The 11684-nt window shown below is 69.9% G+C and carries 11 protein-coding genes and 1 pseudogene; 5 read left to right on the plus strand and 7 right to left on the minus strand.

From position 1 onward, the window contains the following. From QK444_RS22720 to QK444_RS36505, 6 genes and pseudogenes are all read right to left on the minus strand, one after another. Nucleotides 1–773 (minus strand): PPE domain-containing protein (locus QK444_RS22720; RefSeq protein ID WP_282783468.1); only part of this gene is annotated, 773 nt, incomplete at its 3' end. Between the two features lie 8 nt (nt 774–781). Then, on the minus strand, nt 782–1093 hold the full coding sequence (locus QK444_RS22725; RefSeq protein WP_029930465.1) for a PE family protein: 312 nt from the start codon (nt 1091–1093) through the stop codon (nt 782–784). Nucleotides 1094–1205: 112 nt separating this feature from the next. Continuing rightward, entirely contained in the window at nt 1206–1559 is a 354-nt protein-coding gene (locus QK444_RS22730; RefSeq protein WP_282783471.1) for a metallopeptidase family protein, read from the minus strand. 11 nt (nt 1560–1570) lie between these two features. Further along, nucleotides 1571–2608, minus strand: coding sequence for a septum formation family protein (locus tag QK444_RS22735; protein WP_282783484.1), 1038 nt, complete (start codon nt 2606–2608; stop codon nt 1571–1573). A 435-nt stretch (nt 2609–3043) separates the two neighbouring features. Further along, a complete protein-coding gene (locus QK444_RS36500) occupies nt 3044–3649 on the minus strand; it encodes a GMC oxidoreductase (RefSeq protein WP_349239539.1) in 606 nt (201 codons plus the stop codon). 150 nt (nt 3650–3799) lie between these two features. Further along, nucleotides 3800–4635 (minus strand): annotated as a pseudogene (locus QK444_RS36505) (GMC family oxidoreductase N-terminal domain-containing protein); the annotation flags it as partial. Nucleotides 4636–4871: 236 nt separating this feature from the next. On the opposite strand from QK444_RS36505, the gene serS reads away from it, so the two are divergent. From serS to QK444_RS22755, 3 genes are all read left to right on the plus strand, one after another. Continuing rightward, the gene (gene serS, locus QK444_RS22745; RefSeq protein WP_282783473.1) at nt 4872–6134 is read left to right on the plus strand and encodes a serine--tRNA ligase; all 1263 of its coding nucleotides are present in this window, start codon (nt 4872–4874) and stop codon (nt 6132–6134) included. 174 nt (nt 6135–6308) lie between these two features. After that, nucleotides 6309–8090 (plus strand): bifunctional diguanylate cyclase/phosphodiesterase, encoded by a 1782-nt coding sequence (locus QK444_RS22750; RefSeq protein ID WP_282783475.1) that lies wholly within the window; start codon nt 6309–6311, stop codon nt 8088–8090. Between the two features lie 76 nt (nt 8091–8166). After that, nucleotides 8167–9576: an MFS transporter gene (locus tag QK444_RS22755; RefSeq protein WP_349239538.1), complete on the plus strand. Its 1410-nt coding sequence runs from the start codon at nt 8167–8169 to the stop codon at nt 9574–9576. Here the strand turns inward: QK444_RS22755 and QK444_RS22760 are convergent. Next, nucleotides 9565–10272, minus strand: coding sequence for a hypothetical protein (locus QK444_RS22760; protein ID WP_282783477.1), 708 nt, complete (start codon nt 10270–10272; stop codon nt 9565–9567). The genes QK444_RS22755 and QK444_RS22760 overlap by 12 nt on opposite strands. 167 nt (nt 10273–10439) lie before the next feature. On the opposite strand from QK444_RS22760, the gene QK444_RS22765 reads away from it, so the two are divergent. Next, nucleotides 10440–11408, plus strand: coding sequence for a DMT family transporter (locus tag QK444_RS22765; RefSeq protein WP_282783479.1), 969 nt, complete (start codon nt 10440–10442; stop codon nt 11406–11408). Between the two features lie 77 nt (nt 11409–11485). Beyond that, a partial coding sequence (locus QK444_RS22770; protein WP_282783482.1) for a MauE/DoxX family redox-associated membrane protein occupies nt 11486–11684 on the plus strand: 199 nt, incomplete at its 3' end.

The following is an 11684-nucleotide window of genomic DNA, read 5'->3' on the forward strand; positions in this document are numbered from 1 at the left end:
TTCCCGGCCTGCATCGCGGTGCCCACGGCGGAGATCGCCGTACCCGCCACATTGCCCGCCGTGCTCACGCCGGTGGTCGCCACGCTCCCGGCGAACTGCGCGGCCTGCGAGACCGCGCTCATCACCCCGGGGTTGTTGGCGAGCGCGGCCGCCGCGGCCAGTGCGGTCTGCACCGGATTGCCGCTGTCGCCGAACGACTGCGCGGCGGCGGCCGGGTCGGCCGACCCCGCGCCCATGGCGATGGGCGGCGGCATCAGGAATTCACCGGGCGTGGTGACGATGGCGGTGGTGGCGGCCTCGTAGGTCTCCATGACCAGCGCGGCCCGGATGTCCAGGGCCAGCTTGGCGGCCTCGGCGGCCTGCGCGCTGCCGTTGAGCGCGCCGCCGGTGGAGTGGGCGGCGATCCGCGCCGCCTCCACGGCCGCGATCTCCGGCAGGCTCGGCATGGCGATGGACGCCACGGTGTACGCGGTGGCGTTGGCGGCGGTCTTGGCGGCCAGGGTCGCGGCCATCACGCCCTGCTGTTCGGCCCACACCGTGAATCCGCCGAGCCGTCCCAGCACATTGAGTCCGTTGATGCCCTGCAATCCGACGCCGATCTCGGCCATCACGCGGGCCACGGTGGTGGTGGCGTCCACCCAGGCGGCGGTGATGGCGCTCCACGAGGTGGAGGCGGCGGCGATCGGGATGGCGTGCGCGCCCGCGTTGAGCGTGACCGAGTTGACCTCGGCCATGCGCGGCAGCCAGAACACTCCGGTGATACCCAGCGTCATCGGTCCCCCTACACGGGTATCGAGGCTATGCCGACCGCGCGGATGGCGTCCTGCGCGAGGTACTGGGCCAGTTGCGCGCGTAGCGTCGCGGCGGCGTGGTGCAGTTCCAGCACACCCTGCGCGATCGCGCGGTCATGGCTCAGCGCGGCGTGGTTGAAGTGTCCGGCCGCGAGCAGCGACACCTCTTCGGTGCCGGACGGTAGGACGTGGGTGGTCGGTCCGGCCGCCGTGGCGACCGCCGCCAGCCGCTCGGCCAGCAGATCGAGTTCGGCGGCTGCCGCGAGGACGACCTCCGGCTGCACCAGGACGTGGCCAACCATGCTCGAGCGCTCCTTCCGCCAGCTGCCCCCGGAGACCCGACGGCCCCCTACGAGAGATTGGACGCACCGCGGGCGCTATCGGTTCCAGCAAATCTGGAGCACACCTACGGCGTCAGCCCCATCCCAGCTGATGAAGGCGGTCGTCGTCAATCCCGAAATAGTGCGCTATCTCGTGAATCACTGTGATCGCCACCTCCTCCACCACCTCTTCGTCGGTGTGGCACATGTCCAGGATGGCCTCGCGGTAGATGGTGATGGTGTCCGGCAATGCGCCGCCGTAGTGGCTGAAGTCCCGATCGGTGAGGGCTATCCCGTGGTACAGCCCGAGCAGATGCGGATCCTCGGCGCTGCGGGGTTCGATGAGAATCACCACATTGTCGATGGCCTTGGCCAGTTCGGGCGGAATCAGGTCGAGGGCGTCGCCGACGAGCTCCTCGAAACGATCGTCGGACATGGTCACCGGCATGCGCTACCCGATCACCGCGGTGGCGGCAGGTTCGGCGGGGCCGCGCCGGGCAGCGGCGGCGGGGTGTAACGGCCGTTGTTCGGCGGCGGCACGGGGGCCTGTCCGTCGATGAGGATGTCGCCGCGCGCCGAACCGGTGATGGCCGCGAAACCCTGATCCGAGCCCTTGCCGAGCATGCAGTTCAGGCTGCGGCTGCCGGCCAGCCAGCTGCGTGTGTCGAGGAAGTCCCAGAACAGCGTGAGGGTCTTGTTGCGCAGCGCTTCGGGGGAGCCGAGGTACGCGGTGGAGTCGGTGGCGCATCGCTCCTCCATGTACTTGTCCTGATCCTCCGCGGCGGGGGGTCCGTCGGTGAAGTGGGCGCCGAGGTCGACGGTGGAGACGATCTCGAAGGCGTGCGGCTGGGTGCAGTCCACCTGGTCGGTGGGCAGATTCCGGTTGATGCCGACGCAGGCGCCGACCTCGTAGACCTTGGACTGATCGCGTTCCCGGATGCTGCCGGCGGTGGCGTACGCGGCCGAGCCCGTGCTCGACGCGACCTGCAGCCCACAGCGCAGGGTGCGTTCACCCGCCGTCCAGCCCGGTTCGCCGGGATTGATCAGGCCGACGACGAACTTGCCGCGCGGATCGAACTTGCCGCCGAGATAGCGCTGCGCGGCGCTGACGCAGTGCTCGTCGCGCAGTTCGGTGAAGCGCAGCGAATCCGGGAAGCGGGATCCGGCCCCGAATTCGCGTCCCGGGTACTTGCTCAGGTCGATGTCCGCCGTCACCTCGAACAGGTGCTTGCTGGCGCAATCCACTTTCTGCAGGTCGCTGGCGTCGGCCTTGCTCCAGGTCAGGCAGTCGCCGGTCTTGGCGGTCCCGAAGGCCGCGCCCGCCACCGCCCCGGTCGGCTGCGGTCCGGACGGGCTGTGCGCCTCCACCTTCCCGTGGTCGAATCCGCTGACGAACAGCGTCACCAGCGCGGCCACCATCGCCCCGACCGCGACCGCCAGCAGCCCCCACCGCAGCGTCGGCGCGGACAGCGGTCCCCGGTCGACGACAGCGCGCATCGGACCGAGCACCTTGTCGCGGGCGCTCGGCTTCCTGCGCACGGGCGGCGCGGGCCGCTTGGGTTCCGGGGGCACGTATGCGGGCATCGCGCTCCATCATGGCAGCGCCGGCCCACCCTTCGCCACGTGCTGTGCTGTGCTGTGCCGCCTCTCCGGGACTTCGGCGCGCGGCTGAGGTGCCGTTGGCTGTCGTGTACGCGTGCCGGCGGCCGGGGTGCCGAGCCGATTTCGGGCGTACCCGGGGAGTTATCCGGACCATGCGAGATCAGTTGTCACGTGTGGTGAGGTGCGAGCAGGGTGCCTTTTCCGAGATGCGCGATCGGCGAACCTCTGCGCGAAAGCCGAGCCCGATTTCAGGCACTCGGGTGCCCGCGCCCTGAGGTCGGTCGCCACGCCGGATTCCTACTGCGCACCGCGCGCTACCGACAGGGTGCGCTATCGCGTGATCAGGTCGGCCGCTTTCTCGCCGATGAGGACCGCTGGGGCGTGGGTGTGGCCGCGGATGATGATCGGCATGACGGAGGTGTCGGCGATGCGGAGGCCCTGGAGGCCGCGGACGCGGAGTTCGTGGTCGACGACGCCGGTGTCGTCGGCGCTCATGCGGCAGGTGCCGACCGGGTGATAGAGGGTGTGGGAGTGGTCCTCGAGGCAGCGGCGCAGGATCTCGTCGGTGGGGGTGTCGGCGGGGACGTCGGGTTGCATGAGGTCCCCGATGTGCTGTTTCAGCGCGGGCATGTGCGCGAGGTCGACGCACGTGCGCAGTCCGGCGAGCAGGGCGGCGCGGTCGAGCCCCTCGGGGTCGGTGCAGTAGCGGGGGTCGATACGGGGCGCGGTGAACGGGTCGGCGGAGTCGAGGGTGATGGTTCCGCTGCTGGCGGGCCGCAGCAGGATCGCGCCGAGGGTGATGGCGTGCCCGACGGGATCGAGCAGGCCCTCCCCGACATAGGGGGCGGGACCGAAGATGAGTTCCAGGTCGGGCAGCTCGAGTTCGTCGCGGCTGCGCACGAAGCCGTACGCCTCGCCCACATTGGAGGTGAGCATCCCGCGCCGCCGCAGCAGATAGTTCACCAGCTCCGGAATGCGTTCGGCGGTGAACAGACTCCCCGCGCGGGTGCGGTAGACGATGGGCGCGACCAGATGGTCCCGCAGATTCCGTCCCACTTCGGGGCTGTGGTGCACCACCGGAATCCCCAAGCCGGACAGCTGTTCCCGATCGCCCACTCCCGACAGCATGAGCAGCTGCGGGGTGTTGATCGCGCCGCCGCTCAGGATCACCTCACGCCGCGCGTGCAGCCGATGCGTCTGCCCGTCGCGCCGGTATTCGACGCCGACGGCCGCTCATTCTCGAACAGGATGCGGGTGACGTGTGCGTCGGTGCGTACCTCGAGGCCGCGCCGCCGCCGCAGCGCGGGCCGCAGGTAGGCGTCGGCGGTGCTCCACCGCGCGCCCCGCTTCTGCGTCACCATGGTTTCGGAGAACCCTTGTGGCACAGCGGCATTGGCTCGCTCGACGGCGTACCCCGCCTCGGTCGCGGCCACCAGGAAGTCGCGGGTGAGCGGGCGCGGGCTGCGCTGCCTGGAGATGTGCAGCGGCCCGTCGCCGCCCTCCTCGTCGCCGCTCGCGCCCTCCACGCGCTCCATGCGCCGGAAGTACGGCAGCACCTCCTGGAACGACCAGGTGGGCCCGGCCGCGCGCGCCCAGTCGTCGTAGTCGGCGGCGAACCCGCGCACCCACATCATGGCGTTCATGGCGGAGGAGCCGCCGAGCATCTTGCCGCGCGGCCAGTAGACCCGCCGCCCGCCGAGCGCGGCCTGCGGCTCGGTGTGGTAGTTCCAGTCGTTGGCCCCCTGGAACAGCTTGGAGAATCCGGCCGGAATCCGAATGAACTTGTCCTTGTCGGCCGACCCCGCCTCCAACACCACCACCCTGGCCCCGGCCCGCTCACTCGAGCGCGCCGCCACCGCGGCCCCCGCCGACCCGGCTCCAACAACGATGAAATCCACAGTGTCCTGCACGGATTCGGGCATGGGTGACTCCTCGCTGACGCAGCACCGACAGATCGTGTGCACCCAACTATGCGAGACACCGGCAAACCCGACACCTGATTTCGCAAGGTTCGGGGTAACTCCCCGGGTACGCCCGAAATCGGTTCGGCACCCGACCGGCGGCACGCGTGCACGACGGTCGACGGCACTACGCCGTGCGCCGAAGTCCCGGGGAGGCGGCGCAGCATCAGGTGGACCCCGCCCTTTACGCTCTACCTATGATCGACCTTCGATTCCTGCGGGAGAATCCCGATGTCGTCCGCGCCTCGCAGCGGGCGCGCGGTGAGGACCCGGCCCTGGTGGATGCCCTGCTGGCGGCCGACGCGGCCCGGCGTGCCGCAGTCGCCGCCGCGGACGGTCTGCGCGCCGAGCAGAAGGCGCTGGGCAAGAAGGTCGGCAAGGCGTCTCCGGACGAGCGTCCCGCGCTGCTGGCGCACGGGCAGGAGCTCTCGGCGAAGGTGAAGGAGGCGGAGGCGGCCGAGCACGCCGCCGACGCCGAACTCGACGCCGCGCAGCGGGCACTGTCGAATGTGGTGCAGGAGGGCGCGCCCGCGGGCGGCGAGGACGATTACCTCGTGCTCGACACCATCGGCACCCCGCGCGAGTTCGATTTCGAGGTGAAAGACCACCTGGCACTCGGCGAGGCGCTGGGCCTGATCGACATGGAGCGCGGCGCGAAGGTGTCGGGCGCGCGCTTCTACTTCCTCACCGGCTACGGTGCCCTGTTGCAGCTCGGCCTGCTCCAGCTGGCCGCGCAGCGAGCCACCGCCAACGGTTTCAGCATGATGATCCCGCCGGTGCTGGTGCGCCCGGAGGTCATGGCTGGCACCGGTTTCCTGGGCCAGCACGCCGCCGAGGTCTACCACCTCGAGGAGGACGACCTGTACCTGGTCGGCACCTCGGAGGTGCCGCTCGCCGGGTACCACCAGGGCGAGATCCTGGATCTGAGCGCGGGCCCGAAGCGCTACGCGGGATGGTCGTCGTGCTTCCGCCGGGAGGCGGGCAGCTACGGCAAGGACACCCGCGGCATCATCCGCGTGCACCAGTTCGACAAGGTGGAGATGTTCGTCTACGCCAAGCCGGAGGACGCGGACGCCGAGCACAAGCGGCTGCTGGCGTGGGAGCAGGACATGCTGGCCGCCATCGAGGTGCCGTATCGTGTGATCGATGTGGCGGCCGGTGATCTGGGCAGCTCGGCCGCGCGTAAATACGACTGCGAGGCGTGGGTGCCGAGCCAGGGTACGTATCGCGAACTCACCTCGACCTCGAATTGCACCACGTTCCAGGCGCGGCGGCTGAATGTGCGTTATCGCGACGAGAACAACAAGCCGCAGATCGCCGCCACGTTGAACGGCACCCTGGCGACCACGCGCTGGATCGTCGCGATTCTGGAGAATCATCAGCAGGCCGATGGTTCGGTTCGGGTTCCCGCCGCGCTGGTCCCGTTCGTCGGAACCGAGGTGCTGACGCCGTCGCGCTGATTCGCCGAACCCGCACGGTAACCACCGGTTCGCGCATCCGCGTGTCGATTCGGCCGGTTGTGTCTACTACAGGTCACGAGTGTGTCTAGGCTATGCATCGTGCGAGGAATCGGGTCTCGCGGCGATACCCGAACGCGGGTGCGGACCGCATCGGCGCTGGCGACAGCGATGGTCATGGCTCGGACCACCGGGGCGTTCTACGTCATGGGCGGGGTCCTGGGTCTGATGATCACTGCCATCGCTCCCGGTGATGAGGGCAATCGGCCGCTGGTGGGCAGTGCGGCGTTCATGGCGCTGCTGCTCGGAATCAGTCTGCTCATCTGGGGTCCGCGGATGCCGCATTCCGCGCATCACGTGTATGTGGGTGTGGCGACGGTGTTGGTGACCATTGCGGTGCACTGGTTTCCGAATACCGTCGGCGCGATCACCTTGGCGGCGTTCTATGTCTTCGTCGCCTGCGATGCCGCCATATTCTTCAGCTGGCGCTGGCTGGCCGCGCATCTGACCTTCGCGGTGCTGTGCTGTCTGTGGGTGGTGCCCTCGCGCGGATTGCCGTGGTGGTCGGGTTTCATTCCGGCCGGAATCACGGTGGGTATCGGCATTGTGGTCGGCATTCTCACCCGCATGGCCGCCGACGCGGATATCGATGTGCTGACGGGTCTGCTGAATCGGCGCGGATTCGACCGCGCCCTGAATGTGGCCATCGCGCAGGCGGGTCGGACCGGTCAGGGGCTGGCGCTGGTGCTGGTGGATCTCGACCGCTTCCAGAAGATCAACGACCATCTCGGGCATCGCGCCGGCGACGCCGTGCTGCAACGCGTGGGTGACACCTGGTCCAAGCTGCTGGCCCCCGATCAGCGGTTGGCCCGCTACGGCGGTGACGCGTTCGCGCTGCTGCTGCCGAACACCACCGAGCAGGCCGCGATCCTGCTCACCGAGCAGCTGCGCGCGGCGGTGACCACCGGCTGTTCGGCGGGCGTCACCTCCTGGCAGCCGGGCGAATCCGGGTCGCTGCTGGTGAGCCGCGCGGATGTGGGCCTGTACCGGGCCAAGCAGGCGGGCCGCAATCGCACGGTGCTGGAGTCGTCGCGGCAGCTGCCGCTGGCGGTGGAGCTGCGCGAGGCCATCGACCGCGGCGCGCTGGACGTGCAGTACCAGCCGATCGTCACCCTGGGCGAGGGCGGCGCGAAAGCCGTTGGCGTGGAAGCGCTGCTGCGCTGGTCGTCGCATGCGCAGCCGGAGGTCACCACCGAGGGCCTGATCCGGGTGGCGGAGGAGTACGACCTCATCTCCGATCTGGACGAGCTGGTGCTGCGCCGGGCGTGCGCGGACGCGGCACGGTTGCAGGAGACCTTCGCACAGCTGGATCTCACGCTGAACGTGAATGTGAGCGGTCTGGAATTGGCGCAGGGCGAGTACGCGGAGCGAGTGTCGGGCATTCTCGCCGATACCGGTTGGCCCGCCGAGCAATTGGTGCTCGAGGTGACCGAGAGCGAATTGGCCGCCGAATCCGAGACGGCCATCGCGAATCTGCACGCCTTGCGCGATCGCGGCGTGCGGATCGCCATCGACGATTTCGGCACCGGCTATTCGTCGCTGAGCCGCCTGGCCACGCTGCCCAGCGACATTCTCAAGGTGGACCAGTCCTTCGTGGCCGCCATTCGCTCCGATTCGCCCGCGCCGCCGCTGCTGGGCGTGATCGCGGCGCTGAGCAAGTCGCTGGATCTCCAGGTGATCGCCGAGGGTGTGGAGACCGAATATCAGGCGGCGGTGCTGACCGAGCTCGGTTTCGCGTTGGCGCAGGGGTATCACTACAGCGATTCGCAGCCGGTCGCCGAACTCATCAATGACCTGAACGAACGCAGCGGGTTGGTGGGCGCGGGCGTGGAGCCCGGCAACGGCTGGGTTCCGGTCGATAATCCGCTTGACGAAGGCGTGGGTGGCGGGCAACGCTGAGCGCATGCGTTTGCTCGTCTATGCCTGTTGAGTTGTCGGCTCAGCGCGTACCGGTGGCCCGGGTTCCGGACTCGCGGTGCGCGCGGTGTTGTTCCGCGGCTCCGCCGATCTCATTCCGCTCTATGCGCTCTACGCCCTGATCTTCGCTGATCACGGGCTGTCCACCGCGCAGATCTCCGGGCTGCTGGCCATCTGGTCGGCGACCGCCTTCCTGCTGGAGGTGCCCTCGGGCGCGTGGGCGGACACGGTGTCGCGCCGGGGTCTGCTGCTCGTCGGCGGTGTGCTGCTGGTGGCCGGTTTCGGCACGTGGACGCTGTTCCCCTCGTATCTCGGCTTCGCCCTGGGCTTCGTGCTGTGGGGCACCGCGGGCGCGCTGCAGTCGGGAACCTTCGAGGCCCTCGTCTACGACGAACTCGCCGCCCGCGGCGAGACCGCCGACTACGCCCGCATCATGGGCTACACCCGCGCCGCCTCCGAGGCCGCCGCCCTGCTGGGCATCCTGGCCGCCGCCCCGCTCTACGCCTGGGGCGGCTACGCCCTGGTCGGCTGGGCCAGCGTCGCCATCGCGGCCGTGCACACCGTCCTGGCCCTCACCCTCCCCGCCGCCCCGAGAACCGTCACCACCGAGGCGGCCCAGGAGTTGGCGGACGCGGACGAACCCGCCCCACCGCACCCGCACGCCGGCGACTCCGGCAGCGCGCCGCACCACCGCATGCAGTCCGTGGCCGGGACGGCCGGGGACTCCACTGCCGGGACGGCCGGGGACTCCACTGCCGGGACGGTCGCGGAATCCACTGCCGGGACGGCCGGAAACTCCGATGCCGGGAAGCTCTCGGCCGCACCCGGATCGGTCCTCGGCCGCTACGTATTCATGCTCCGCGCCGGTCTAGGCGAGGCGGTGCGGATCCGGCCGGTGCGTCACGCGCTGTTCCTGGGCGCGCTGCTCTACGGCATGACCGCGTTCGACGAGTACTTCGCCCTGCTCGCCGACGATGCGGGCGTACCCCCGTGGGCCACGGCGCTACTGGTCGGCCTCACGGTGACCGGCGCTCTCCTCGGTTCCACCCTCGCGGGTCGCACCGAGGCCATGCGTGCCCGCACCATGGCCACCGCCTTGGCGGTCGGGGGTGTCCTGTTCATCGGCGGCGCGCTGCTGCCGGGTGCGGCCGCGCACCGACCCGAGGCCGTATACCCGCTGACCATCGCGGGTTTCACCGCCATCGGCATCGCGTACGGCATCGTCTACAACGCGGGCGTGGTGGCGGCCGCTCGCCTCCAGGACGCCATCGAGGGTCCGGCCCGAGCGACGGTGACCTCGGTCTCGGGCCTGCTGGAGGAGGTCTTCTCGCTGGCCGTCTTCGGCTTCGTGGCCCTGGCCTCCAGCCGGCTCCCGATCCCGCCCACCGTCGCCCTGCTCGGTGTCCCGATCCTTGTCACCGCGCTACTCGTCCCCGCCTGGCTCCCCCCGCGCGGATCAGATCACTGAGGGACGGCTCAGGCTCGACCAGAGGGTTTGGCCCTGCGCCGCGAAGCGCCGGGCCAGTTCCCGCCGAGCCTCGTCGTCGCCCATCCGGTTGTCGACACAGAACCGGCCCTCGGCTGCGGTCAGAAGTTTCACATTGACCAGCCGAATCGGGGACAGTGGCCCGGCGACCCCGGTGGGTACCTCCCGGTCCACCAGACCGAGCATGACGACAATGGCCCCGTTGTCGTCGAGGTAGGTATCCGCCGCCTCGTCGGGCAGTTGCGCATCGGAGAGTTCGGTGGTGATGACGCCATAGCGCTCCAGCATCTGCGGCACCTGGAACCCGTACTGCGCCACCACATTCGACACGGTCATCACCATCTGCCCGAGCCAGGATTTCGCCACGGCCATGGTGCCGCTGCTGGTGGGCAGGTCGGGTGAGATGCCGAATACCTCGACCTCGTAGCCATTCGTCGGTTCGGCATCGTCCCAGGTCGTGGGGTCGGCGAGTCCGCTGCTGGCCACCAACAGCGCATCCTCGCGCCGGGCGATGGCATGCGCCTGGCGCAGTGCGGGCCAGCGCGGCCCGCCCAGGAACGCGGGATTTATCAGATGCCCGATCACGTCGTCATCGAGCCGCCCCCAGGAGTTCCATGCATCCGATAGCGCATTCCAGGTCGCGGCGTCATGAATCTCGGTCGAATCAGCTTCGCTCACCGGGCAACTGTAGACACCGAACGCGACGAACGCGACATCGTCGGGATGGGCTGTTCCACTGTCGGACACTGGAATTCAGCTCTCGGCTGCGGTCGGAGTCTCGGCGATTCGGCCCTGGGGCGGTGGCCGGGTGAGCGGTCTCGGGCCGGACGGGCACAATCGGGCGAATGGCGATGCGGCGGCGGATCGGGTTGGTGTTCGGGGGTTGTATCGGCGCGGCGGTGGCGGGGCAGGCGCGGATCAATGGGGAGTTGGGGGAGCGGTTGGGGGATGGGGTCGCCGCCGCGGTGATCAGTTTCGGGACCGGGCTGGTGGTGCTCGGGGTGGCGTTCGCGGTGAGCGGTCGGCTGCGGGCGGGGGTCGGGGAGGTGCGGCGGGCGCTGGTGAGCGGCGGGCTGCGGTGGTGGCAGTTGCTGGGCGGTCTGTGCGGGGCGTTCTTCGTCGCCTGCCAGGGGCTCACGGTGGCCGCCATCGGGGTCACGGCCTTCACGGTGGCCGTGGTGGCGGGGCAGTTGGTGAGCAGCCTGGCGGTGGACCGCTTCGGTATCGGCCCCGCCGGGCGGACGCCGGTGACCGCAATGCGGGCCGGGGGCGCGGGACTGGCGTTGGCCGCGGTACTGCTGTCGGTGGCGGGGCGCGACGGCGGCAGCGACGGCGCGCTGTCGGTGCCGGAATCCCTGCGCGGCGGCCCGCATCTGCTGTTGATAGCGCTGCCGCTGCTGGCGGGTTTCGGCGTGGCGTGGCAGCAGGCGGTGAACGGTCGGGTCGGTGCGGTGGGCGGACCGCCGACGGCGACACTCGCGAATTTCCTGACCGGCACCGCCGGACTGGTCCTCGTCGAAGCGGTGCTGCTGGCCGGAACGGGTTGGCCCGCCGGGTTTCCCACCGAGCCGTGGCTCTACGTCGGCGGCGTGATCGGCGTCGCCTTCATCGCGCTGGCCGTGCTGGTGGTGCGCTGGATCGGCGTGCTCCTGCTCGGCCTCACCTCGGTGGCCGGACAGCTGCTCATGTCCCTGGTCCTCGACGTCGCGGTCCCCACCGGCCCCGGCCTCTCCGGTCTCGCGGTGCTGGGCTGCGTCGTCACCTTCGCCGCCGTGGCCCTGGCCGCGCGCACCCGCCCCGCGACGGACCGATAGCGCCATCGATTCCCTTGCGCGGCAACGATCGCGGGATTCCGGCTGCCCCGAGGCGGCGGGTATGTCATGGTGCGGTGATGGTGGTCGACTACGGGGTGTGGGTGTCACGGCTGCTGCTCGCAACGGTGTTCGGGCTGTCGGCGTGGGGGAAGTTCGCCGACCTGGCCGGTACGCGAAAAGCAGTGCACGAGTTCGGGATCGGCCTGCGTTGGGTGCCGCTGGCGGCGTGGGCGCTGCCGGTGGTGGAGGCGGTGATCGCGGTCGCGGCACTGCCGC

Origin of the sequence: Nocardia sp. CC201C (genome assembly GCF_030010695.1) — a bacterium.
Lineage (GTDB): Bacteria > Actinomycetota > Actinomycetes > Mycobacteriales > Mycobacteriaceae > Nocardia > Nocardia otitidiscaviarum.

What these genes read in the sequence shown, in the direction of transcription:
- QK444_RS22725 (WP_029930465.1), bottom strand. Translation starts at nt 1,093, where the DNA reads ATGGTTGGCCACGTCCTGGTGCAGCCGGAGGTCGTCCTCGCGGCAGCC.
- QK444_RS22730 (WP_282783471.1), bottom strand. Translation starts at nt 1,559, where the DNA reads ATGCCGGTGACCATGTCCGACGATCGTTTCGAGGAGCTCGTCGGCGAC.
- QK444_RS22735 (WP_282783484.1), bottom strand. Translation starts at nt 2,608, where the DNA reads ATGCGCGCTGTCGTCGACCGGGGACCGCTGTCCGCGCCGACGCTGCGG.
- QK444_RS36500 (WP_349239539.1), bottom strand. Translation starts at nt 3,649, where the DNA reads ATGCTCACCTCCAATGTGGGCGAGGCGTACGGCTTCGTGCGCAGCCGC.
- serS (WP_282783473.1), top strand. Translation starts at nt 4,872, where the DNA reads ATGATCGACCTTCGATTCCTGCGGGAGAATCCCGATGTCGTCCGCGCC.
- QK444_RS22750 (WP_282783475.1), top strand. Translation starts at nt 6,309, where the DNA reads ATGGCTCGGACCACCGGGGCGTTCTACGTCATGGGCGGGGTCCTGGGT.
- QK444_RS22765 (WP_282783479.1), top strand. Translation starts at nt 10,440, where the DNA reads ATGGCGATGCGGCGGCGGATCGGGTTGGTGTTCGGGGGTTGTATCGGC.